The sequence below is a fragment of the Pseudomonas sp. AIG genome, from assembly GCF_977020205.1.
The window spans coordinates 1-23,901 of record NZ_CDROCK010000072.1 but is presented as its reverse complement, the minus strand read 5'-3'; the positions used below and the strand labels follow the sequence as shown (position 1 = coordinate 23,901).

The window sequence follows — 23,901 nt, the reverse complement described above, 5'->3', positions numbered from 1 at the left end:
CGGTGTGCGGGAGGGCAAACCCGTTGATTCCGACGGTCAGAACACCGGCGTGAAGGGGGCGAGGCTGCTCTATCCGCCGATCCAGCAACCGCGTCCGCCGCTGTACTTCGGTGGTTCTTCGGAAGCAGCGCAGGACTTGGCCGCTGAACAAGTGGAAATGGTTCTGACCTGGGGCGAGCCACCGGCAGCGGTGGCCGAGAAGATCGCACAAGTGCGCGCCAAAGCCGCCAAGCTTGGCCGCACCGTGCGCTTCGGCATTCGTCTGCATGTGATCGTCCGTGAAACCAACGCCGAGGCGTGGCAAGCGGCGGATCGGTTGATCTCGCACCTGGATGACGACACCATCGCTCGCGCTCAGGCTTCGCTGGCGCGTTTCGATTCGGTCGGCCAGCAACGCATGGCCGCGCTGCACGGTGGCAGCCGCGATAATCTCGAAGTCAGCCCCAATCTCTGGGCCGGCGTCGGTCTGGTACGCGGCGGTGCCGGTACGGCGCTGGTTGGCGATGGCCCGACCGTCGCAGCGCGGGTGAAGGAATATGCGGATCTGGGTATCGACACCTTCATTTTCTCCGGTTATCCACACCTCGAAGAGTCGTATCGCGTCGCTGAACTGTTGTTCCCGCACCTCGACATCGAGCGTCCGGAACTGCCGAAAAGCGCCGGTTATGTCAGCCCGTTCGGCGAGATGGTCGCTAACGACATTCTTCCCAAAGCCGCGTCGCAGAGCTGAGGCGCGCCATGAAGAAAATCATCCACAGCCTCGCGCCCTGGGCGTTGCCGGTGTTGTTGCTGGCGGTGTGGCAGTTGTCGGTGTCGGCGGGTTGGCTGTCGACACGGATTCTGCCGGCACCGGTGGCGGTGATCGAGGCCGGCGTGAGCCTGGTGCGCAGCGGCGAAATCTGGACGCACCTGGCGATCAGCGGCTGGCGCGCGGCCCTCGGTTTCACCATTGGCGGCAGCATCGGTCTGGTCTTGGGCTTTATCACTGGCTTGTCGAAATGGGGCGAACGCCTGCTCGACAGCTCGGTGCAGATGATCCGCAACGTGCCGCACCTGGCGCTGATTCCACTGGTGATCCTGTGGTTCGGCATCGACGAGTCGGCGAAGATTTTTCTGGTGGCGTTGGGCACGTTATTCCCGATCTACCTCAACACTTATCACGGCATCCGTAACGTCGATCCGGCGCTGGTGGAGATGGCGCGCAGTTATGGCTTGAGCGGTTTCAGCCTGTTCTGGCAGGTGATTCTGCCGGGCGCGCTGCCTTCGATTCTGGTCGGTGTGCGCTTCGCCCTGGGCTTTATGTGGCTGACGCTGATCGTCGCCGAAACCATTTCCGCCAGCTCCGGCATCGGCTACCTGGCGATGAACGCCCGGGAGTTTTTGCAGACCGACGTGGTGGTGCTGGCGATTCTGCTTTACGCGGTGCTCGGCAAACTCGCCGACCTCGCCGCCCGTGGACTTGAGCGTGTGTGGTTGCGCTGGCACCCGGCCTATCAGGTTGCCAAAGGAGGTGCAGCATGACCGCTCAACAACCTCCACGCCTGCTGCGCGGGATTCCGCTGGCGGTGCGCAACCTGCAGAAAACCTTCGGCGCGCGGCAGGTGCTGCGTGACATCGATCTGCATATTCCGGCGGGGCAATTCGTCGCTGTGGTCGGGCGCAGTGGCTGCGGCAAAAGCACCTTGCTGCGCTTGCTCGCCGGCCTCGATCAACCGACTGGCGGCGACTTGCTCGCCGGTTCTGCGCCGCTCAGCGATGCGCGGGAAGACACGCGATTGATGTTCCAGGAAGCGCGTCTGCTGCCATGGAAAAAGATCATCGACAACGTCGGCCTTGGGCTCAAGGGCAACTGGCGTCAGCAAGCACTGGATGCGCTGGAAGCAGTCGGTCTGGCTGATCGTGCCAATGAGTGGCCGGCGGCGTTATCTGGCGGACAGAAGCAGCGCGTTGCACTGGCGCGGGCGCTGATCCATCAACCGCGTCTGCTGCTGCTCGACGAACCGCTCGGCGCACTGGACGCACTGACCCGCATTGAAATGCAGCAACTGATCGAGCGTCTCTGGCAGCAACACGGCTTCACCGTGCTGCTGGTGACTCATGACGTCAGCGAAGCGGTGGCGATTGCCGACCGGGTGATTCTGATCGAGGACGGCGAAGTCGGTCTTGATCTGCATGTGGAACTGCCGCGACCGCGAGTGCGTGGTTCGCATCGGCTGGCGGCGCTGGAAACCGAAGTGCTTAACCGTGTTCTCTCCCTGCCCGGCGAACCGCCGGCGCCGGAACCTGTTTCACCACTGCCTACGCAACTGCGTTGGGCTCAATAACTCAAGCAAACGACAGGAATCATTGCCATGACTATCAAAGCCATCAACGTCCGTAACCAGTTCAAAGGCTCGATCAAGGAAATCGTCCTCGGCGACGTGCTGTCGGAAATCGACGTGCAAACCGCTTCGGGCATCGTCACTTCGGTGATCACCACCCGTTCGGTCAAGGAGCTGGAACTGGTGGTGGGCAGCGAAGTGATCGCCTTTGTGAAATCCACCGAGGTGTCGATCGCCAAGTTGTAAGCCAGTGAGTAAAAAACAACCCCGAACGGCGTGAGCCCTTCGGGGTTTTTTGTGTTTTGAAGAGCAAAAGATCGTTCCCACGCTCCGCGTGGGAATGCCTCTAGGGACGCTCCGCGTCCAGTGACGCGGAGCGTCACGGGCTGCATTCCCACGCAGAGCGTGGGAACGATCATGGCTCAGCGCTTGGGCAGATAAGGTGGCAAATACAGGCCGATATAAGCATCAAACACGCGCATCCCTTCCTCGGCCATGCGCGGGGTGATCTGCCCATGTTGCTGCACCGAACGCGCATAAACCCGGTCACCCAACTCCATCGCCAGGGCAAACACATCGACATCCTTCGGCAGCCTCGGCAACTCGAAGTGATGATCGAACAGCTTGTGCATCAGATCGCCCAACTCAATGTCGTGCTGTCGGTCAGCCTGGGTCACTTCGGTCAGGCCATGCTGAGCAAGGATCAACTGACGCGCCGCCGCGTCTTCGTCGTAGATCTCCAGCATCCGTTGCTCGACCAGCCGCGACAGATCACGCCAGTCACGCAGCGCCTCATGATCGATCGGCGCTTGCAGGCAGGCACGAAATGCTGCGTGCACATCCGCCGTCAGCGCTTCGAGCAACGCCGGGACGCTGGCGAAGAAGTGGTACACGGAGGAGGGTGGAATCTGCGCACGTTCGGCAACGCTGTAGATCGATAGACTCGCCACACCCTCGGCCGCCAGCAATGTGCGTGCGGCGTCGAGTATCGAATCGATGCGCGCCTGACTGCGGGCACGGGGTTTGCGGACGGGGGCGGGTCGCGTCATGGAAGTCTCCTGCGGGGCAGCGGGCATTGTACGAGCCGGCTTGTGTGTTGTCTGCCAGTACGCTTTCGCCGGAACGCCGCCCGGAGCAAGCTCACTCCCACATTTGATCTCCTGTGAACGCACAACTCATGTTCACTGAAGAACTCTGTGGGAGCGAGCTTGCTCGCGAACCGCCGCAGGCGGCCATTCACCCCGCCCTAGGGATCTGAGACCGGCCATAAAAAAACGCCGCTGGCTGCGAGAGCCAACGGCGTTTTTCCTGAAGCTGCAATCCGCTTAAACGGTATGCAGATACCAGTTGTACTCAAGGTCGGAGATGGAGTGTTCGAACTCTTCCAGCTCGCTTTCCTTGCAGGCGACGAAAATATCGATGTACTTCGGATCGATGTACTTGGCCATCACCTCGCTGTCGTCCAGCTCACGCAGGGCATCGCGCAAGTTGTTCGGCAGGCTTTGTTCGTTCTGCTCGTAGCTGTTGCCTTCGACAGGCGCGCCCGGTTCGATCTTGTTGGTCAGACCGTGATGCACGCCGGCCAGAACCGAAGCCATCAGCAGGTACGGGTTGGCATCGGCACCGGCCACGCGGTGTTCGATACGTACGGCATCGGACGAGCCGGTCGGTACGCGAATCGCCACGGTGCGGTTGTCCAGGCCCCAGCACGGCGAGTTCGGTACATAGAACTGTGCGCCGAAACGACGGTAGGAGTTGACGTTCGGGCAGAGGAAAGCCATCTGCGCGGGCAGGGTCTCGAGCACACCGCCGATCGCGTGACGCAGCGCGGCGTTCTGCTCGGGATCCTCGCTGGCAAAAATGTTTTTGCCTTCTTTATCCAGAATCGAAATGTGTACGTGCAGACCGTTACCTGCCTGGCCCGGGTACGGCTTGGCCATGAAGGTGGTATCCATTTCATGGTCGTAGGCAATGTTCTTGATCAGACGCTTGAGCAGGACTGCGTAGTCGCACGCCTTGATCGGGTCGGCGACGTGGTGCAGGTTCACTTCGAACTGCGCCGGGGCACTTTCCTTGACGATGGCGTCGGCCGGGATGCCTTGCTCTTTCGCGCCTTCCAGAATGTCCTGGAGGCAGTCGACGTATTCGTCGAGGTCGTCGATCAGGTAGACCTGAGTCGAGTGCGGGCGTTTGCCTGAGATCGGCGAGCGTGGCGGCTGTGGACGGCCGTTCACGTTTTCCTGGTCGATCAGGTAGAACTCGAGTTCGAAGGCCGCGCAGATGGTCAGGCCCAGCTCGTCAAACTTTGCAACAACTTGACGGAGCACTTCGCGCGGATCGGCGAAGAATGGGTCACCCTCGAGTTCGTGCATGGTCATCAACAGTTGCGCGGTCGGGCGCTTCTGCCATGGCTCGTTGCACAAGGTATCGGGGATTGGATAGCAGATACGATCGGCGTCGCCGATGTCCAGGCCCAGGCCGGTGCTTTCCACCGTAGAGCCATTGATATCCAGAGCAAATAGAGAGGCCGGCAGGTTGATGCCTTTCTCGTAAACCTTGTGGAGGCTGGTGCGTTCAATGCGCTTGCCGCGCACCACACCATTCATATCCGCAATCAGAAGGTCAACGTACAGAACCTCAGGATGTTCCTTAAGGAACGCGTTCGCTTCGTTAAGCTGAACGGCACGCGGGGGTACCGACATGATGCAACACCTTTGTTGTTAAAAATATCAATCATTGATCTTTTCTGGTTTCAGTCAACCCGAACGGCCTGCCGAAGTCAAGCGAGGCCTTTTTTGCCCTAAAAAAGCGCTGCAAGGGCATTTATGGGGCACTTTTGGGCGGTTTTTCGTCCCTGGGACGCTTGGCACCCGCAGGCTTGAGCAGGCCGTGTTGTATTTTTTACGGGGGTGTTGTGTAAAAAAATGAACAAGGCTAAGCTCCGATCAAACCCATAACAGCAATAATACCGGGGTGCTTCATGTCTCGCCTGCCGTTAATCGGCATCACCGACTGCTCGCAACAGTCCGGTCTGCATGCTCATCACATCAGTGGCGACAAATCCGTCGATAGCGCAGCCAGCATGGCTTGCCCATTAGCGACGATGTTCCCGTCCATGGCCGTTCAAGCGCCAGCGTCCGATATTCTGGACGTACGGGAAAGCATCCTGTTTATGGCGTCCCCTTCCAATATAGATCGCTTTCATTCCCAAAGCCTGTGCCGCTTGCCAAGCCGTGCTCATGATTCTGCACGCCTGGACTGTGCACAGGAAATGCAACGCCAGCGTAAAGGGCAGGTAAGCTCCTCTTTCATTGTCTATGCGCGGTGCCAGGCATAAGCCGGCACTGCGCGAGCAAGCCCCCTTTAACGCGACGCCCATAGCGTCAAACTTTGCCTGACATCACGTCAGGAGACTCAGCCCAGAGGCATTTATGAGTAACAACCTCGACCAGCTCACCGATTGGTTGAAAGACCACAAGATCACAGAAGTCGAATGCATGATCGCCGACTTGACCGGGATCACCCGGGGCAAGATCTCGCCGACCAACAAGTTCATCGCCGAAAAAGGCATGCGCCTGCCAGAGAGTGTGCTGTTGCAGACCGTGACCGGCGACTACGTCGAAGACGACATCTATTACGAGCTGCTCGACCCGGCCGACATCGACATGATCTGCCGTCCCGACCAGAACGCCGTGTACCTGGTGCCGTGGGCCATCGAGCCGACCGCGCAGGTGATTCACGACACTTACGACAAGCAAGGCAATCCGATCGAGCTGTCGCCGCGCAACGTCCTCAAGAAAGTCCTCAAACTCTATGCCGACAAGGGCTGGCAGCCAATCGTCGCGCCGGAAATGGAGTTCTACCTGACCAAGCGCAGCGACGATCCTGACTATCCGTTGCAGCCGCCGATTGGCCGTTCGGGCCGTCCGGAAATCGGTCGTCAGTCGTTCTCGATTGAAGCGGCGAACGAATTCGACCCGCTGTTCGAAGACGTCTACGACTGGTGCGAACTGCAAGAGCTGGATCTCGATACGCTGATCCACGAAGACGGCCCGGCGCAGATGGAAATCAACTTCCGTCACGGCGACGCGCTGTCGCTGGCCGACCAGATTCTGGTGTTCAAACGCACCATGCGCGAAGCCGCGCTCAAGCACGATGTGGCGGCGACCTTCATGGCCAAGCCAATGACCGGCGAGCCGGGCAGTGCGATGCACTTGCACCAGAGCATCATCGACATCGAGACCGGCAAGAACGTCTTCTCCAATGAAGACGGGACCATGAGCCAGTTGTTCCTGCACCACATCGGTGGTTTGCAGAAACTGATTCCCGAGTTGTTGCCGCTGTTCGCGCCGAACGTCAACTCGTTCCGCCGCTTCCTGCCGGACACCTCGGCACCGGTCAACGTCGAGTGGGGCGAAGAAAACCGCACCGTCGGCCTGCGTGTACCGGATGCCGGTCCGCAGAACCGCCGTGTGGAAAACCGCCTGCCGGGCGCCGACGCCAACCCGTATCTGGCGATCGCCGCGAGCCTGCTCTGCGGTTACATCGGCATGGTCGAGGGCCTCAACCCGAGCGCGCCAGTGGTCGGTCGTGGTTATGAACGCCGCAACCTGCGCCTGCCGCTGACCATCGAAGATGCGCTGGAACGTATGGAAAACAGCGCGACCATCGAGAAGTACCTGGGCAAAACCTTCATCACAGGCTACGTCGCGGTAAAACGGGCCGAGCATGAAAACTTCAAGCGCGTGATCAGTTCCTGGGAGCGTGAGTACCTGCTCTTCGCCGTCTGATACGCCGGGCGCGGTCCTCACCGGCCGCGTCTTCACCGATAACAAGGAGAATTGGCATGACCAGCAACAACCCGCAAACCCGCGAGTGGCAAGCACTCAGCAATGATCACCACCTGGCGCCGTTCAGCGATTTCAAGCAGCTGAAAGAGAAAGGCCCGCGGATCATCACCAACGCCAAGGGCGTTTACCTGTGGGACAGCGAAGGCAACAAGATTCTCGACGGCATGGCCGGTCTGTGGTGCGTGGCCATCGGTTACGGTCGCGATGAGCTGGCCGATGCGGCCGCCAAACAGATGCGCGAACTGCCGTACTACAACCTGTTCTTCCAGACGGCGCACCCGCCGGCACTGGAACTGGCCAAGGCAATCGCCGATGTGGCGCCGGAAGGCATGAATCACGTGTTCTTCACCGGTTCCGGCTCCGAAGGCAACGACACCATGCTGCGCATGGTTCGCCACTACTGGGCGATCAAGGGTCAGCCGAACAAGAAAGTCATCATCAGCCGCAAGAACGGTTATCACGGTTCGACCGTGGCCGGCGCGAGCCTCGGTGGCATGACGTACATGCACGAACAAGGCGACTTGCCCATCCCGGGCATCGTCCACATCGCGCAACCGTACTGGTTCGCCGAGGGTGGCGACATGTCCCCGGAAGAGTTCGGTATCTGGGCGGCCAATCAGCTGGAAGAGAAGATTCTCGAAGTCGGCGTCGACAACGTCGGTGCCTTTATTGCCGAGCCGATCCAGGGCGCCGGTGGCGTGATCATTCCGCCCGACACCTACTGGCCGCGCATCAAGGAAATCCTCGCCAAGTACGACATCCTGTTCGTGGCGGACGAAGTGATCTGCGGTTTCGGCCGTACCGGTGAGTGGTTCGGTAGCGATTTCTACGACCTCAAACCCGACATGATGACCATCGCCAAAGGCCTGACCTCCGGCTACATCCCGATGGGTGGCCTGATCGTGCGCGATAGCGTTGTTGCGGTGCTCAACGAAGGTGGCGATTTCAACCACGGCTTCACCTATTCCGGTCACCCGGTGGCGGCAGCGGTGGGCTTGGAAAACATCCGCATCCTGCGTGATGAAAAAATTATCGAGAACGCGCACAACGAAACGGCACCGTATTTGCAGAAACGTCTGCGGGAACTGAACGATCACCCATTGGTGGGTGAAGTTCGCGGAGTCGGTCTGTTGGGCGCGATCGAGCTGGTGCAGGACAAGGCCACACGCAAGCGTTACGAAGGCAAGGGCGTCGGCATGATCTGCCGCCAGTTCTGCTTCGACAACGGCCTGATCATGCGCGCGGTGGGCGACACCATGATCATCGCGCCGCCGCTGGTGATCAGCAAAGCCGAGATCGATGAGCTGGTTACAAAGGCACGCAAGTGTCTGGACCTGACCCTCAGTGCGTTGCAGGGCTAAGTGCTAGGCTCTGAGCGGGGGAGCCGCGGCGCTCTCGCTCAAAGCTGTCAGAAAGGCTGGTCTTTTCTTGAAAGACCGCCTCGGATCTTGCCAGACTAGCCGCGGTTCCAGTTGTCCGGGTTCGGCCGCTGAACAAAGTGGTTCAAAAAAGAAAAATTTGGAGCATGACGCATGAAGGCATTAGGTAAAAAGCTTGCTGGCAAGACTCTTCTCGCGCTGTCCGTGGCGGGCATGATGGCGGGTGCGGTTCACGCGGACGACAAAGTACTGCACGTCTACAACTGGTCCGACTACATCGCCCCGGACACCATCGCCAACTTTGAGAAAGAGTCGGGGATCAAAGTCGTCTACGACGTATTCGACAGTAACGAGACCCTGGAAGCCAAACTGCTTGCGGGCAAGTCCGGCTACGACGTGGTTGTACCGTCGAACAACTTCCTGGCCAAGCAGATCAAGGCTGGTGTTTATCAGGAGCTGGACCAGTCCAAGCTGCCTAACTGGAAGAACCTCAACCAGGATCTGCTCAAGGCCGTGTCGATCAGCGACCCGGGCAACAAACACGCCTTCCCGTACATGTGGGGCTCGATCGGCATCGGCTACAACGCGGAGAAGGTCAAGGCGGCGCTGGGCGTCGACACCATCGATTCGTGGGACGTGCTGCTCAAGCCGGAGAACATCGCCAAGCTCAAGGGCTGCGGTGTGAGCTTCCTCGATTCGCCGACCGAAATGCTCCCGGTCGCGTTGCACTACCTGGGCCTGCCAACCGACAGCCAGAAGAAAGAAGACATCAAGAAGGCCGAGGAACTGTTCCTCAAGATTCGTCCTTCGATCACCTACTTCCACTCCTCCAAGTACATCTCGGACCTGGCCAACGGCAACATCTGCGTAGCAGTCGGCTACTCGGGTGACGTGCAGCAGGCCAAATCCCGTGCTGCCGAGGCCGGTGACAAGGTGAAAGTCAGCTACGCGATTCCGAAAGAAGGCGCGGGCAGCTTCTTCGACATGGTCGCCATCCCCAAGGATGCCGAAAACGTTGAAGGCGCCTACAAGTTCATGACCTTCCTGCAGAAGCCTGAAGTCATGGCCGGCATCACCAACGCCGTACGCTTCCCGAACGGTAACGCCGCTGCAACCGCTCTGGTGGAAAAAGATATCACCAGCGATCCAGGCATCTACCCGCCAGCCGACGTGCAGGCCAAGTTGTATGCCATTGCCGACTTGCCGGCGGCCACCCAGCGTGAAATGACCCGCAGCTGGACCAAGATCAAATCGGGTAAATAAGCCGGTTTGCAGCAGCAACCGCTGGCCGTCATTCCCCGCGAGGGCGGCCAGCGGATTAATTAAATGACAGAAAGTTTTGCTGGAACGGTTTTTCGAGGGTAAGTTGCGCGCCGGTTTTGTTGCCGGGCAGCCATGGCTGTCATGCAGCGCGGGGCAACTTGGGCCCAACTAATTTAGAGGACCTCCACTTGCCTATTTTTTCTTCTTTGCGCAAAGCCCTGCTGGCCACTGCCGGCCTGACGATCGCTGTCGGAGCCCAGGCCGCCGGTACGGTGCATATTTATAACTGGTCCGATTACATCGGCGAGACCACCCTGGCCGACTTCCAGAAAGCCACCGGGATCAAGCCGGTCTATGACGTGTTCGACTCCAACGAAACCCTGGAAGGCAAGCTGCTGGCCGGGCGTACCGGTTACGACGTGGTCGTGCCGTCGAACCACTTCCTCGGCAAGCAGATCAAGGCAGGCGCGTTCCAGAAGCTCGACAAGTCGCAGTTGCCGAATTATTCCAATCTCGACCCGGCGCTGCTCAAGCGTCTGGAACAGAACGATCCGGGTAACCTGTACGCTGTTCCCTACCTCTGGGGCACCAACGGCATCGGTTACAACGTCGATAAAGTAAAAGCTGTACTCGGCGTCGACAAGATTGATTCGTGGGGCGTCTTGTTCGAGCCAGAGAACATCAAGAAGCTGCAAAGCTGCGGCGTGGCATTCCTCGATTCGGCGGATGAAATGATGCCGACCGTGCTCAACTATCTGGGCCTAAATGCCAACAGCACCAATCCGAAGGACTACGAAAAAGCCACCGACAAATTGCTCGCGGTGCGTCCTTATGTGACCTACTTCCATTCCTCGAAATACATCGGTGATCTGGCCAACGGCGACATCTGCGTAGCCATCGGTTTCTCCGGCGATATCTTCCAGGCCAAGCACCGCGCCGAAGAAGCCAAGAAAGGCGTGAACATCGCCTACTCGGTACCGAAAGAGGGCGGCGCGTTGTGGTTCGACATGTTGGCAATCCCCAAGGATTCGTCGAACGTGAAGGAGGCTCATGCCTTCATCAACTATCTGCTGAAACCTGAGGTGATCGCTCAGGTCAGTGATTACGTCGGTTATGCCAACCCCAACCCGGGTTCGGACAAGTTGATGGAACAATCCATCCGCACCGATGCGTCGGTGTACCCGCCGCAGGCTGTTATCGACAAGGCCTACGTATCGACCGAGTTGCCACCGAACATTCAGCGCCTGATGACCCGCAGCTGGACCAAGGTCAAGTCGGGGATGTAAGGCACACACTATCCTGGGTTCGCCTTGCGGGGCGAACTGCATTGTTTTTTTCTGGGAGTTTCGTAAATGGCAGTTGCCTCCGGCGCCTATAAGAAAGCCCTCGAGGGCGACCAGACACCGAAACAGGTGTTGGTCAAAATCGACCGGGTCACGAAGAAGTTCGACGAGACGATTGCCGTGGACGATGTGTCCCTGGAAATCAAAAAGGGCGAGATCTTCGCTCTGCTCGGCGGTTCGGGATCGGGCAAATCCACCCTGCTGCGGATGTTGGCAGGGTTCGAACGGCCCACGGAGGGGCGCATTTTCCTCGACGGCGTCGACATCACCGACATGCCGCCGTATGAACGTCCGATCAACATGATGTTCCAGTCGTACGCCTTGTTCCCGCACATGACCGTGGCGCAGAACATTGCCTTCGGCCTCAAGCAGGACAAGATCCCGGCGGCTGAAGTCGATGCCCGCGTGGCCGAGATGCTCAAGCTGGTGCAGATGAGCCAGTACGCCAAACGCAAGCCGCATCAACTGTCCGGCGGTCAGCGTCAGCGTGTGGCACTGGCACGCTCGCTGGCCAAGCGGCCGAAACTGCTGCTGCTCGATGAGCCGATGGGCGCACTGGACAAGAAACTGCGTTCGCAGATGCAGCTGGAACTGGTGGAAATCATCGAGCGCGTGGGTGTGACCTGCGTGATGGTGACCCACGACCAGGAAGAGGCCATGACCATGGCCGAGCGTATCGCGATCATGCACCTGGGCTGGATCGCCCAGATCGGCAGCCCGATCGACATCTACGAAACCCCGACCAGCCGTCTGGTCTGCGAATTCATCGGCAACGTCAACATCTTCGAAGGCGAAGTGATCGACGACGCCGAAGGCCACGCGACCATCACCTGCAAGGACCTCGACCGGCAGATCTACGTCGGCCACGGCATCAGCACCTCGGTGCAGGACAAATCGGTGACTTACGCGATTCGTCCGGAGAAGCTGCTGGTCACCGCCGATCAACCGACCTGCGAGTACAACTGGTCGAGCGGCAAGGTGCACGACATCGCCTATCTGGGTGGGCACTCGGTGTTCTACGTCGAGTTGCCGAGCGGCAAACTGGTGCAGTCGTTCGTGGCCAACGCCGAACGCCGTGGCGCACGTCCGACCTGGGGTGATCAGGTTTACGTGTACTGGGAAGACGACAGTGGCGTGGTACTTCGCTCATGAACATGCGCAAATTCAAACGCCGCATCAACCGAATAATCCCCAATGGCCGGCAGTTGGTCATCGGGGTCCCGTTCATCTGGCTGTTTCTGTTCTTTATGCTGCCGTTCTTCATCGTCCTGAAGATCAGCTTCGCCGAAGCCGACGTGGCCATCCCGCCGTACACCGAGATCTACACGTACGCCGAGCAGAAGCTGCAACTGCTGCTGAACCTGGGCAACTACGCGATGCTGGCGGGCGACGAGTTGTACATCGCCGCTTACCTCGGCTCGCTGAAGATGGCGCTGATCAGCACTGTCCTCTGTCTGGTGATCGGTTACCCGATGGCCTACGCCATCGCCACAGCGCGTAAAGAACTGCAAACGGTGCTGGTGCTGCTGATCATGATGCCGACCTGGACGGCGATCCTGATCCGCGTTTACGCGTGGATGGGCATCCTCAGCAACAACGGTCTGCTCAACGGATTCCTGATGAGCATGGGCTTCATTGATGAGCCTTTGCAGATCCTCAACACCAACCTGGCGGTGTACATCGGTGTCGTTTATTCGTACCTGCCGTTCATGATCCTGCCGCTGTATGCCAACCTGGTGAAGCACGATCACAGTCTGCTGGAAGCGGCCTCCGACCTCGGTTCGAGCACTTTCAACAGCTTCTGGAAAATCACCATTCCACTGTCCAAGAACGGGATCATTGCCGGCTGCATGCTGGTGTTCATCCCGGTGGTCGGCGAGTTCGTGATCCCGGAACTGCTCGGCGGTCCGGAAACCCTGATGATCGGTAAAGTGCTCTGGCAAGAGTTCTTCAACAACCGTGACTGGCCGGTGGCGTCCGCGCTGGCGGTGGTGATGCTGGCGATCCTGATTGTGCCGATCATTCTGTTCAACCGCAGTCAGGCCAAGGAAATGGAGGGTAAAGAATGAAGCGCTTCCGTTTCTCCAGCCTGATGCTGGTTCTGGGTTTGCTGTTTATCTACCTGCCGATGCTGATCCTGGTGATCTACTCGTTCAACGCCTCGAAACTGGTAACAGTGTGGGGCGGCTGGTCGATCAAGTGGTACGTCGGCCTGCTCGACAACACCCAGTTGATGGGCTCGGTGCTGCGCTCGCTGGAAATCGCCTGCTACACCGCGGTTGCCGCGGTGGCGCTGGGTACGCTGGCCGCGTTTGTGCTGACCCGTATCACCCGTTTCAAGGGCCGCACGTTGTTCGGCGGCCTGGTGACCGCGCCGTTGGTGATGCCGGAAGTGATCACCGGTCTGTCGCTGTTGCTGCTGTTCGTGGCCATGGCGCAGATGATCGGATGGCCGCAGGAACGTGGCATTGTCACCATCTGGATCGCCCACACCACGTTCTGTGCGGCGTATGTGGCGGTGGTGGTGTCGGCGCGTTTGCGTGAGCTCGACCTGTCGATTGAAGAGGCGGCGATGGACCTCGGTGCACGGCCGTGGAAGGTGTTCTTCCTGATCACCATTCCGATGATCGCGCCATCGCTGGCGGCGGGTGGCATGATGTCGTTCGCGCTGTCGCTGGATGACCTGGTGTTGGCGAGCTTCGTCTCCGGGCCGGGTTCGACGACCCTGCCGATGGAAGTGTTCTCGGCGGTGCGTCTGGGTGTGAAGCCTGAGATCAACGCCGTGGCCAGTCTGATTCTGCTGGCGGTATCGATCGTGACCTTCATGGTCTGGTTCTTCAGCCGCCGTGCCGAAGAAGCGCGCAAGAAAGCCATCCAGCAAGCCATCGAAGAAAGCGCAGCCGATTCGTGGAAGCAGCCGGACGTACGCCGCGCGCCGGCGCCGGAAGCGGCGTAAGCCAATGGGGTTGATCAAAAATCTGTGATCAACCCCAATCCCTGTGGGAGCGAGCTTGCTCGCGAAGAGGGCGTGTCAGTCGACTGAAATGTTGGCTGACCCACCGCATTCGCGAGCAAGCTCGCTCCCACAGGTTTTTTGGTGGTATTCAAGTCCAGGGCGATTGGCGGATGACCTCGACAAAGTTCATCGGCTTGAACCCCGGCTCCTGATCCTTCAGCACATCGGTCTTCACATTGCCGAACGTGGTCTGCGGACGATGGCGCAAACCATCGGCAAACGCGCAGATGATGCACTCCTTGAAACCGTCCCCACGCGGGTGTGCATGCACCACCGCTTCGCGTTGCACAGTGCTGAACGCCGCGTAATCCATCCCCAGCACATCCATTTCCACACCAGCCGTTACCAGCGCCACCGTCGGGCGCAGATGCTTCGGCACGCCGGGCGTCGTGTGCAAGGCAATCGACAGCCAGACCTGTTCGATATCGTCATCGCTCAAGCCGTACGGCTTGAGAAACGCTGCTGCTGCGTTGGCTCCGTCTACTTCGAAACGCTCGTCATCGCTGCGGTGACCTTCGACCAGGCCGAGGTCGTGAAACATCGCACCGACGTACAACAGCTCCGGGTTGTAGGTCAGTTGCTGGCGCTCGCCGCTCAACGCGCCGAACAGAAAGACCCGGCGCGAGTGGTGATAGAGCAGGTCGGATTCGATGTCGCGGATGTACTCGGTGGTGGCCCGGGCGAGGGCGCTGTCGGGGATTTTGATGCCGGCAATGGTCGTGCTCATGGGAGGTTCCCTCACTGAAACGCCGTCGTGGCGCTGATGGGGAAAGTCTGTTCCCGGCGCTGGAAGCGAACAATCGATGCATGGCTGCGATCCTTGCCAATCGACCTGCAAATCGTGCCAAGCTAAAAGATCGTCCGATCGCGGCCCGAGCCTGCGGCAGCTCCTACAGAAGCCCGCATTCCCCTGGAGCTGCCGAAGGCTGCGATCTTTTGCTCTTGAAAGGGAATCCACAGCCATGAACAAAACCATCGCCATCGTCGTGTTCGCCGGCGTGCAGTCGCTGGACGTCAGCGGCCCCATGGATGTGTTCGCCGAGGCCAATCGCTTCCTGGCGCCCGAGGATCACTATCGGCTCGAAGTGATTGGTGTCGAACACGGCCCGATGGCCTGTTCCAACGGTTTGAACCTGAATGCCCATCGGCATTTCAGCGAGGCGCTCTACGCCTACGATCTGCTGCTGGTCGCCGGCGGGCCGCAATTGCCTTTCATGGATTTCGGCGCGACGTTCGACGGTTGGCTACGCGAGGCCTGTGCACGGGCGCAGCGCTTTGGTTCGATCTGCAACGGCGCGTTCATGCTGGCACGCGCCGGATTGCTGGAGGGGCGCACCGTGACTACGCACTGGAACGATGCCGAGGCGTTGGCGCAGTTGTGTCCGACAACGCAGGTTGAAGCGGACCGCTTGTATGTCGAGGACGGTACGCTCTACACCTCGGCGGGGGTCACGGCGGGGATCGATCTGTCGTTGTACCTGCTGGCGCGGGATCATGGCGCTGAAGTGGCGTTGAGCGTGGCCAAGCGGTTGGTGGTGTTCACTCAGCGCTCCGGTGGGCAGTCGCAGTTCAGCCCGTTCCTGACGCCGCATGCGGAACCGACGTCGGCGGTGGCGATGGTGCAGTTGTATGTGCTGGCCAATCTGACTGGCGATCTGACGATTGCCGATCTGGCCACTGCGGCGAACATGAGTGCGCGTAATTTCTCGCGGGTGTTTGCTCGGGAAGCGAAAATCACCCCGGCGGAGTTCGTCGAACGGGCACGTGTAGATGCGGCGCGGGTGATGCTGGAAAGTACTGCTGCGCCGTTGAAGACCGTGGCGTATCAGTGCGGGTTTCGCGATGCGCAGCATATGCGCGGGGTGTTCAACCGGCGGTTGGGGGTGACGCCGCAGCAGTTTCGGCTGAATTTTGCATTGAAGCTGTGACCCTCACCCCAGCCCTCTCCCGGAGGGAGAGGGGGCCGATTCGGGGATATTGAGGAGATACGCCGACGTGAAATTGCTGTGCCGAATCCATAATCGACTCGATCTCTCAGGTCGGTGCATAGCGAAAGACACCTCGGTCAGTCCCCTCTCCCCCCGGGAGAGGGCTAGGGAGGGGCTTTTAAGGTGCCCGCATCGGCAACAGCTTCAACGTACTGCGCGTATTCGCCGTCACCTCTTCCTCACTGAAATGCGCCTGCACATACATCCCGTCGACATACGCTTCAGCCTGATCGTCATAGTGGCTATCAAAAGGCACACCACTCTGCCCGACCGGGTTAATCGTCAAGCCATGCGCCGGATCGGCAAAATCCACCAGTCGCCGCGTCGACGGCCCATAAGTCACCGGCCATGGCGCCGACCCGATCTTCGCTGAAAGGTTGTTCGGCACTTCATGACTGCCCGGCGCCGCAAACGGCCCGACATTGAAAATCCGATCCAGCGGCTTCTGCTGCCCCAACGGATGGCCGTGAGTCAGCGTGTGTGCCGTGCCCCATTTCCACTCGGCGGAGTTATCGCCGAGGGTCAGCTTCAAGTGCTGCATGCTCGCCTGCCACGCCGCGCGCACGACGTCGGCACGGGTCTCCTTGTTCGGCGTGCTGCGGTTATCCCACCACGGCGAGTCAGCATTCGCCGCGAGTTTCGGCAGCGCCGCATCGATCACTCGCGTCGACAGCAGCGTGTCGAAGAAATCATTGCCCAACTCATCACGCATCGCCGCATCTGCCAGGTCGTAGAGGAACTGGTTGAACACCGTCGCACTGACCGAATCCAGCGGATAGTCGCCCGGCCACTGCGCCAGTTGCTCGACCAGTTTCAGTTGTGCCGGATCGCTCACTACCTCACGCAACACCGGCAGCAACGGTGCGAGCAAACGCGGGCCATAACCGGTTGCCGTGCCGAGTTGCAGCTTCTGATTGGCTTCGTTGGACCACTTCACGTTCTTGTCGCTGAGCTGGCGATTGAGCTGCTGCCCACGGTCGGCGAGGTTGTAGTAACCGGGAATCTCCATGCCGGTCGGCGACAGCGGCTGGAAGTTGGCCGAGACGATGTAGCCGCGTGCCGGGTTCTCTTCCTGCGGGTTGGCGCTGAACGGGTAGAAACCGTCCTTGTCGGCCTGATTGCTGCTGCCGTCGAGAATGAATTCCGGTCTGACCCCGGCCGGGCGTTTGGGCAGCAACGCCGAGGCCCACCAGGCGATGTCGCCCTTGGCGTTGGCGTAAACCAGATTCAGCCCCGGCGCCTGCACTTTCGCGGCGGCAGCGCGGGCCTTGGCCAACGTGTCGGCGCGGTTGAGCTGGTAGAAACCTTCGAGGATCGGGTTCGGTGTTTCGAGGAAGGCCCACCACATCGCGATCGGAGTCTTGCCGGCGGCGGTGCCGAGGGCATCGTTGACGATCGGCCCATGGGGCGATTGGCGCAGGGTGAGGGTCACTGGCGTCTGGCCCTTCACATTGATCTGTTGCTCGCTGACGACCATGTCGGTCCACTGGCCGCGGTACCAGACCTGATTCGGGTTATCCGGGTTGACCTTCTCGGCGATCAGGTCCAGATCGTCGTTCTGGAACATGGTCAGGCTCCAGCCGAAGTCGAGGTTGTGCCCCAGAAACGCAAACGGCACCAGCGCCTGATGATGGCCGTACAACTCAAAACCCGGCGCCGACAGTTGCGCCTCGTACCACACCGACGGCACCGAGAAACGAATGTGCGGATCACCGGCGAGCAGCGGTTTGCCGCTCTGACTGCGACTGCCGGCAATCACCCAGGCGTTGCTGCCTTCGAACTGCGGCAGACCGTTGTCGATCAGCGCTTGTTCGCTGAGGCGGGCGAGGGCATTCAAGTCTTTCCAGTCGCCCGCGGCGAGGGTTGGAGTCGATTTGCCGTGATCCTTGGCGAGGACACCCTTGGGCTGCCAGTCGAGGTCGAAGACGTTGAGGTAATCGGCACCCAGTTGATCGCGCACGTAGGTCAGCAGCGGCTCGGTCCTAAACGCGGCGGCGAAGCTGTAGGCCATGTAACCGGCGACGCTGATGCTGTCTTCGGCTGTGAACGGGCGTTTGGGGATGCCCAGCACGTCAAACTCGATCGGCGCAGCGTGGGTGTCCTGATATTGGTTAATGCCATCCAGATAGGCTTGCAGGCCCTTCCACGCCGGCGACTGTTTATCGAGACTGGCGACGTAACTGGTCGCGCGCTCACGAATGCGCAGGCTGCGGAACAGTTTGTCGGTGTCGAGCAGTTTCGGCCCGAGCACTTCGGCCAGCTCGCCCCGGGCGAGGCGGCGCATGGCTTCCATCTGGAACAGGCGATCCTGGGCATGCACATAACCGAGGGCGCGATAGAGGTCGGTTTCGTTTTCGGCGCGGATGTGCGGCACGCCGCGTTCGTCGTAGCGCACGGTCACCGAACCTTGCAGGTTGCGCAGTTCGACCTGGCCCTGGCGCGTCGGTTGTTTGCTGTAGACATACCCGCCGACGCCGGCGAGCAGGACAACGATGAGCAAGCCAAGTACGGTGAACACGCGCTTCATGGTGACTCCTTGTGCAGGCGGGATTGCCGCCCGTCGGGCTGCAAACAATTAGCACAGACCTTCTGTGCCGTGCAGCGCTGTCCTTGAAAAGTCCGGAATGCCTTACTGCGCCTCAACCGGCCACGGGCAGTAACAGCCGACCGCCAGAGTGTGCGTGGCGTTGACCGGGCGATCTTCCGTCAGGGCATTCAAAATGGGTTCGATAAAGCTGTTGCTGGAGTTGCAGGTCAGGCCTTCGCTGTATGGGCCGAAGTACGCCAGTTTGCCGCTGCGGTCCCAGATCGCCACGGCCGGGCTGGCGGGCACCTGTTCGGAACCGGGCAATATCGTGATGGTTTTCAGGCTGCTGAGGGTCGCGGGTAACTGGCCGTGGCTGCCGGTTTTTTGCACGGCGAAGAACTCAACGCCTCTGGCGCCGAACTGCTCGACCATCTCGGTCAGATGCTGTTGATTGCCGACATTGCACGGGCAGGCCGGGTCCCAGAAATGCACCAGGCGGATCTTGCCGGGACCGGCGAGATTGTCCGGCAGACGCAACGGATCACCGGAAAACACCGCCGTGTGCTCGCTGAATGCGCGCAGGTAACGCCCCTGAAACCAGTCGTACGCCGCCCACAGCACCCCGGCGCAGATCAGCGCGAGCAGGCTGGCAAACAGTGCGGTGCGGTAGGGCGAACGCATGGATTTGGTTCCTCAGAGGCGGGCTAGCTTGCCATGTCTGCCACGACAGATGAATATCGCAGGCCGATAAAGTCTGTTTACCGCTTTGGAATTGCCTTATGTCTGCCACTTTCGATCCCGATCAAATCCGCGCCAGCCTCAAGCCTTTGGCCGAGTGGCAGCCGTTGTCGGACGAGGCCAAGGCGTACCAGCAGTTTTATCAAACCGATTTTCCCCATCGCGATGTCTGGCGTGGCATGGGCCGTTTCGAGGTCGATGGTTATGAAGTGGTCAGCCATTGCTGGTGGCCGGAGAAGGTCAAGGCGACGCTGTTTCTGCTGCACGGTTACTACGATCACGTCGGGCTGTATCGGCATGTGATCGAGTGGGCGCTGGATCAGGATTTCGCGGTGATCGCCTGCGACTTGCCGGGTCATGGTCTGTCGAGTGGGCCGCGCGCGAGTATCCGCGATTTCTCCGAGTATCAGGATGTCTTGCAAGGCTTGTTCGCCGAGGCGCAGTCCATCGCGTTGCCGCAACCGTGGCATTTGTGCGGGCAGAGCACCGGCGGGGCGATTGTGGTCGATCACCTGCTCAACCATGGCGAAAACAGCCCGGCGCAGGGCCAGGTGATTCTGATGGCGCCGCTGGTGCGGCCGCGAGCGTGGGGCTGGTCGCAACTGAGCTATTACCTGCTCAGGCCTTTCGTCCGGGGTGTCGCGCGACGCTTCAGCGAGAATTCCAACGATCCGGATTTCCTGCCGTTTCTGCAGGCTGATCCGTTGCAGCCGCGACGCTTGCCGACCCAGTGGGTGGGCGCGCTGTCACGCTGGATCATCCGCGTCGAGCACGCGAAAAAAAGTCCGCGACGGCCGCTGATCATTCAGGGGCAGGCGGACATGACGGTGGACTGGCAGCACAATTTGCAGGTGATGAAGTGGAAATTTGACCGGCCGCAGATTTTGCTGCTGGCCGAGGCGCGGCATCATCTGGCGAATGAGACGGTGGAGATGCGTGAGGAGTATTTCGAGTTTTTGAGCAAGCGGATCAGAGGCCGAAATCTTTAGCGCCTGTGAGGGCCTCTTCGCGAGCAAGCTCGCTCCCACAGGGGCTTGGGGATGTTCACAATTTTGTGTTCGCTGAAGATCCAAATGTGGGAGCGAGCTTGCTCGCGAAGGCGGTTTGTCAGGCAACAAGGATCACTGCCCGACCGCCAACCCTGCGCGAATCGCCGCCAGCGCCGCCTGATAGTAGGCCTTGCCTTCAGTCGACTCGGCAAACGTCGCAAACTCTTCCAGCTCTTCATCCGACAGATCGCGATAGACATAGAGCAGCGTGTTGTTCATGTCCGCGCCAATCTGATCCATCAAGCGCTGGCGCTGACCATTGAGCATGCCTTGTGCCTGACCGCCGCCGAGCAGCCCCGGGATCATTGAGCTCAGACTGTCCGCCGCCACGCCAGCAATCGCCAGGCTCACTTCGGCGCCGGCTTCACGCGCCGGCAGGGCCTGAGCGAGGTGACCGATGATCAGCAGTCGACTGTCGCTGGCCTGCATCTTCGGCAAACCCTTGGCATTTTTCGCCAACTGATCGCGACGCGTCGCGAGCAACTCAGCCGCGACGATTTTCTTGCCCAACGGCGATTGAAAGAAAGTCAGGGCCGGTTTCGGATCGGCGAGCTTCTGCCGCAGTTGCGCTTCGGCGCGTTGGTCGACGGCTTGCGGGGCGAAGCGCTGGTTGCTGTTGGTCACCAAGGCCTGAAACACGGCGGGCGGCAGGCTGTTCTGATAGCGCTGCTGCGCGGCACTCAGGGCATCATTGAAGTGCGCACGTTGATCTGGCCAGCCGGCGACCTTGTACAACTGATCGTGGCCGTCCGCCCAAGCGGGCAAAACGCAGAACATCAACAGTGAAAAAAGCAAACGGCGCATAGGGACTCCTGTCAGCAGCGGACTATTCTCCGTGCGGTGCCGGTACTTGTCGAGAATTCGTATCAAGCCGCCGCGTGGCTCTGTCGGATTTCTTGCCGCCGACATACTATGCGCGCCATGCAAATATCCTCTGAACACCCGCTGCTGTTACGCATTGTCGATGACCTGGCCGAACACGGCTGGTCGCAGCAGAACATATTCCTGCCCGTCGGTTTGACCCGCGAGCTGGCGGCCGAGTGCCGCAAACGTGAGGCCGAGGGTGAACTGGCGCCGGCGGCGGTGGGGCGTGGGCCGTTTTCGGAGATCCGCGAGGGGATTCGTGGCGACCACATTCAGTGGATCGATCCGGGCCAGGCTGAGGCCAGCGACCGCTATCTGAACCTGATGGAGAGCCTGCGCGAGGCGCTCAACCGTGGCTTGTTCCTCGGCCTTGAAGACTTTGAATGCCATTTCGCGCTGTATCCGCCGGGTGCGTTTTATCGCCGACATGTCGACCGCTTTCGCGACGATGACAAGCGCATGGTGTCGGTGGTGGTCTACCTCAATGACGCCTGGCTGCCGGAGGACGGTGGTCAGTTGCGTATGTACCTGAACGATGATCGCGTGCACGACGTGCAGCCTACCGGTGGGTGTCTGGTGGTGTTTCTTTCCGGCGAAGTGCCCCACGAAGTGCTGCCGGCGAACCGCGAGCGCCTGTCGCTGACCGGCTGGTTCCGCCGCCGTGGCAACGAGCCGTTCTGAGATGGAAAAGATTCTGGTCAGCCGCTGCCTGTTGGGGCATCGCGTGCGTTATGACGGTGGCGCGAGCGGGCCGTTTGATGTGCTGGAGCAGTGGATTGCCGAGGGGCGGGTGGTGCCGTTGTGTCCGGAGGTGGCGGGGGGATTGCCGACGCCACGGGCGGCGGCGGAGATTCCCGGAGGGCAGGGTGGTGAAGTGCTTGATGGTGTCGCGGCGGTGATCACCACAGATGGCGAGGATGTCAGTGCGCAGTTTCTCGATGGTGCGCGGCAGGCGCTGGCGCTGGTGCAGAAGCACGGCATTCGTGTGGCGGTGCTCAAGGCCAACAGTCCTTCTTGCGGGAATCTGTTGACGTATGACGGGACGTTCAGTGGCGTGAAGGTGAGTGGCGAAGGGGTGACAGCCGCGTTGCTCAAGCGCCATGGTGTGCAGGTGTTCAGTGAGCTTGAACTGCCGCAGGCCGCGCTGGCCCTGGCTGCTTTGGACTGATCCTGAATCGTTGCCCTCACCCCAGCCCTCTCCCGGAGGGAGAGGGGGCCGACCGAGTTGTCCGGCGCTGTCCATCGACCTGAAAGACCTTGTCGATTATGGATTCGGCAAAGTAGGTTCAGGTCGGCGTATCTCTGAAGCATTCCCCATTCAGTCCCCTCTCCCTCTGGGAGAGGGTTAGGGTGAGGGGGCTTTTAAGGCTTCAACCACTTCTCAGTCAGCGCCGCCAAACGCCCATCCGCCCTGATCCGCTGCATCGCGCTCGCCAGACTGGCCTGAAACGCCGGATTGCCCTTCTGAAACGGAATCGCCAGATCCACCGGCGCCGCTGCTTTCGGCTTCTCTTCAGTCAATGCCTGCACCAGCACCATCGGCCGGGGCTGCTCATCCTTCTTTGCCAGCAACTGCGAATCGACCTTGCCGTAAGGCTCGCTGAAGTCGAAACGATCCTTGAGTTCGGGTGTCAGTGCTATGTGGTTGAGCGCAACGTCGTACTTGCCGCTTTCAACGCCCTGGAGCAGATCGGCCTCGTCGGTGACGATGAAGTCGGCGCGCACATCCAGCTCGCTGGCCAGCAGTTGCCCAAGCTCGACCTCGAAACCCGTGAGTGTGTCGCCTTCCTTGAAATTGAACGGCGGTGTATTAGCCTCAAGGGCTATGCGCAGCTCGCCACGGTCGTTGACGTCATCAATCAGTTCGGCGTGAGCCAAAGGGCTCAAAAGGGGTAGCAGGCAGATCAGGCCAGGCAGAAAACGCATGGTCACTCCTTTGAAATCATTATCGCGACCCTCTGATTCAGGCTCGCTTTGCTATGGTTGTCGAGTGCCTTCGACAACGAATGGTCATGAAGTTGTCATGACCGTGCGGATTTTACGGAAAAACTGGAGAAGAAAATGAAAAGCTTTATGTCACGTGCAGCATTGGCGGGTGTGCTGATGGGCGTTTCGGTGCTGGCCAGTGCCGCCACACCGGCGCCAAAAGGCGCTGAAGTGTTCATCGTTTCTCCCGAGGACGGGGCCACGGTTTCGCAGACCTTCACCGTCAAGTTCGGAACCAAGGACGTCGCACTGGCACCGGCCGGTGATGTCACCAAAAACACCGGTCACCATCACCTGCTGATCGACGCCAAGGAAATTGTGCCTGCCGGTTCGGTCGTCCCTACCGATGCCAACCATATGCACTTCGGCAAGGCGCAGACCCAGGCTGACATCAAGCTCGCCCCGGGCAAACACACCTTGCAGCTGGAACTTGGCGACAGCGGCCACATGGCATTCGACCCGCCAATCGTCTCGAAGAAAATCACCATCAACGTCGAATAAAAAAAGGGAGCCCTTTCGGGGTAATGCCGATCAGTTAAGACTCTTTGCTTGACCTTTGGCCGCAAGAAATCAAAAT

24 protein-coding genes are annotated in these 23,901 nt (G+C 60.0%); 17 read left to right on the top strand and 7 right to left on the bottom strand.

All coding sequences use genetic code 11. The features are described 5' to 3' along the window. The 4 genes from ACWR1S_RS28435 to ACWR1S_RS28420 form a co-directional block, all read left to right on the top strand. Positions 1-730, top strand: a 730-nt coding sequence (locus ACWR1S_RS28435; protein WP_454565831.1) for an LLM class flavin-dependent oxidoreductase, incomplete at its 5' end; no start/stop codon positions are given. Positions 731-738: 8 nt separating this feature from the next. After that, positions 739-1,521 (top strand): aliphatic sulfonate ABC transporter permease SsuC, encoded by a 783-nt coding sequence (gene ssuC, locus ACWR1S_RS28430; RefSeq protein WP_003229260.1) that lies wholly within the window; start codon positions 739-741, stop codon positions 1,519-1,521. Next, a complete protein-coding gene (gene ssuB, locus ACWR1S_RS28425; RefSeq protein ID WP_093429772.1) occupies positions 1,518-2,324 on the top strand; it encodes an aliphatic sulfonates ABC transporter ATP-binding protein in 807 nt (268 codons plus the stop codon). Before ssuC ends, ssuB begins: the two co-directional genes overlap by 4 nt. Before the next feature lie 27 nt (positions 2,325-2,351). Beyond that, the gene (locus tag ACWR1S_RS28420) at positions 2,352-2,567 is read left to right on the top strand and encodes a TOBE domain-containing protein (protein WP_003229256.1); all 216 of its coding nucleotides are present in this window, start codon (positions 2,352-2,354) and stop codon (positions 2,565-2,567) included. Positions 2,568-2,743: 176 nt separating this feature from the next. On the opposite strand, the gene ACWR1S_RS28415 is transcribed toward ACWR1S_RS28420, so the two are convergent. Both ACWR1S_RS28415 and ACWR1S_RS28410 read right to left on the bottom strand, forming a co-directional pair. Beyond that, positions 2,744-3,370: a TetR/AcrR family transcriptional regulator gene (locus ACWR1S_RS28415; RefSeq protein ID WP_454565830.1), complete on the bottom strand. Its 627-nt coding sequence runs from the start codon at positions 3,368-3,370 to the stop codon at positions 2,744-2,746. Between the two features lie 276 nt (positions 3,371-3,646). Beyond that, positions 3,647-5,023 carry a glutamine synthetase family protein gene (locus ACWR1S_RS28410; RefSeq protein WP_007913842.1) on the bottom strand — a complete coding sequence of 459 codons (1,377 nt, stop codon included), beginning with the start codon at positions 5,021-5,023 and terminating at the stop codon, positions 3,647-3,649. A 278-nt stretch (positions 5,024-5,301) separates the two neighbouring features. On the opposite strand from ACWR1S_RS28410, the gene ACWR1S_RS28405 reads away from it, so the two are divergent. From ACWR1S_RS28405 to ACWR1S_RS28370, 8 genes are all read left to right on the top strand, one after another. Further along, the gene (locus ACWR1S_RS28405; protein WP_454565829.1) at positions 5,302-5,658 is read left to right on the top strand and encodes a gamma-glutamyl-gamma-aminobutyrate hydrolase family protein; all 357 of its coding nucleotides are present in this window, start codon (positions 5,302-5,304) and stop codon (positions 5,656-5,658) included. 94 nt (positions 5,659-5,752) lie between these two features. Beyond that, on the top strand, positions 5,753-7,111 hold the full coding sequence (locus ACWR1S_RS28400) for a glutamine synthetase family protein (protein ID WP_454565828.1): 1,359 nt from the start codon (positions 5,753-5,755) through the stop codon (positions 7,109-7,111). 56 nt (positions 7,112-7,167) lie between these two features. Beyond that, positions 7,168-8,532: an aspartate aminotransferase family protein gene (locus ACWR1S_RS28395; protein WP_454565827.1), complete on the top strand. Its 1,365-nt coding sequence runs from the start codon at positions 7,168-7,170 to the stop codon at positions 8,530-8,532. A 171-nt stretch (positions 8,533-8,703) separates the two neighbouring features. Then, complete coding sequence (locus ACWR1S_RS28390; protein ID WP_454565826.1) at positions 8,704-9,813, top strand: polyamine ABC transporter substrate-binding protein; 1,110 nt, start codon at positions 8,704-8,706, stop codon at positions 9,811-9,813. A gap of 188 nt (positions 9,814-10,001) precedes the next feature. Then, complete coding sequence (locus ACWR1S_RS28385; RefSeq protein ID WP_454565825.1) at positions 10,002-11,099, top strand: polyamine ABC transporter substrate-binding protein; 1,098 nt, start codon at positions 10,002-10,004, stop codon at positions 11,097-11,099. Positions 11,100-11,165: 66 nt separating this feature from the next. Beyond that, positions 11,166-12,308 (top strand): ABC transporter ATP-binding protein, encoded by a 1,143-nt coding sequence (locus ACWR1S_RS28380; RefSeq protein WP_008085321.1) that lies wholly within the window; start codon positions 11,166-11,168, stop codon positions 12,306-12,308. A gap of 35 nt (positions 12,309-12,343) precedes the next feature. Continuing rightward, positions 12,344-13,225: an ABC transporter permease subunit gene (locus ACWR1S_RS28375; RefSeq protein WP_174244537.1), complete on the top strand. Its 882-nt coding sequence runs from the start codon at positions 12,344-12,346 to the stop codon at positions 13,223-13,225. Beyond that, on the top strand, positions 13,222-14,112 hold the full coding sequence (locus ACWR1S_RS28370; protein ID WP_093429780.1) for an ABC transporter permease subunit: 891 nt from the start codon (positions 13,222-13,224) through the stop codon (positions 14,110-14,112). The genes ACWR1S_RS28375 and ACWR1S_RS28370 overlap by 4 nt, the downstream gene beginning before the upstream one ends. Positions 14,113-14,260: 148 nt before the next feature. On the opposite strand, the gene ACWR1S_RS28365 is transcribed toward ACWR1S_RS28370, so the two are convergent. Further along, the gene (locus ACWR1S_RS28365) at positions 14,261-14,899 is read right to left on the bottom strand and encodes an HD domain-containing protein (RefSeq protein WP_454565824.1); all 639 of its coding nucleotides are present in this window, start codon (positions 14,897-14,899) and stop codon (positions 14,261-14,263) included. Positions 14,900-15,134: 235 nt separating this feature from the next. Between ACWR1S_RS28365 and ACWR1S_RS28360 the strand changes: the two genes are divergently transcribed. Then, a complete protein-coding gene (locus ACWR1S_RS28360; protein ID WP_454565823.1) occupies positions 15,135-16,100 on the top strand; it encodes a GlxA family transcriptional regulator in 966 nt (321 codons plus the stop codon). 178 nt (positions 16,101-16,278) lie between these two features. On the opposite strand, the gene ACWR1S_RS28355 is transcribed toward ACWR1S_RS28360, so the two are convergent. Next, positions 16,279-18,687 (bottom strand): penicillin acylase family protein, encoded by a 2,409-nt coding sequence (locus ACWR1S_RS28355; RefSeq protein ID WP_454565822.1) that lies wholly within the window; start codon positions 18,685-18,687, stop codon positions 16,279-16,281. Positions 18,688-18,789: 102 nt separating this feature from the next. Then, entirely contained in the window at positions 18,790-19,368 is a 579-nt protein-coding gene (locus ACWR1S_RS28350; RefSeq protein ID WP_454565821.1) for a DUF6436 domain-containing protein, read from the bottom strand. Between the two features lie 98 nt (positions 19,369-19,466). Here ACWR1S_RS28350 and ACWR1S_RS28345 point away from each other — a divergent pair, with 98 nt between their 5' ends. Beyond that, entirely contained in the window at positions 19,467-20,414 is a 948-nt protein-coding gene (locus ACWR1S_RS28345; RefSeq protein WP_454565820.1) for an alpha/beta hydrolase, read from the top strand. Positions 20,415-20,546: 132 nt separating this feature from the next. On the opposite strand, the gene ACWR1S_RS28340 is transcribed toward ACWR1S_RS28345, so the two are convergent. Continuing rightward, positions 20,547-21,278 carry a DUF2059 domain-containing protein gene (locus ACWR1S_RS28340; RefSeq protein ID WP_454565819.1) on the bottom strand — a complete coding sequence of 244 codons (732 nt, stop codon included), beginning with the start codon at positions 21,276-21,278 and terminating at the stop codon, positions 20,547-20,549. 108 nt (positions 21,279-21,386) lie between these two features. Here ACWR1S_RS28340 and ACWR1S_RS28335 point away from each other — a divergent pair, with 108 nt between their 5' ends. After that, positions 21,387-22,019: a 2OG-Fe(II) oxygenase gene (locus ACWR1S_RS28335; RefSeq protein ID WP_454565818.1), complete on the top strand. Its 633-nt coding sequence runs from the start codon at positions 21,387-21,389 to the stop codon at positions 22,017-22,019. Between the two features lies 1 nt (position 22,020). After that, the gene (locus ACWR1S_RS28330; RefSeq protein ID WP_454565817.1) at positions 22,021-22,506 is read left to right on the top strand and encodes a DUF523 domain-containing protein; all 486 of its coding nucleotides are present in this window, start codon (positions 22,021-22,023) and stop codon (positions 22,504-22,506) included. Positions 22,507-22,700: 194 nt separating this feature from the next. Here ACWR1S_RS28330 and ACWR1S_RS28325 read toward each other — a convergent pair whose 3' ends face one another. Beyond that, positions 22,701-23,264, bottom strand: coding sequence for a transporter substrate-binding domain-containing protein (locus ACWR1S_RS28325; RefSeq protein WP_454565816.1), 564 nt, complete (start codon positions 23,262-23,264; stop codon positions 22,701-22,703). A 135-nt stretch (positions 23,265-23,399) separates the two neighbouring features. On the opposite strand from ACWR1S_RS28325, the gene ACWR1S_RS28320 reads away from it, so the two are divergent. Next, on the top strand, positions 23,400-23,825 hold the full coding sequence (locus tag ACWR1S_RS28320; protein WP_401047633.1) for a DUF4399 domain-containing protein: 426 nt from the start codon (positions 23,400-23,402) through the stop codon (positions 23,823-23,825). Positions 23,826-23,901: the final 76 nt, after the last annotated feature.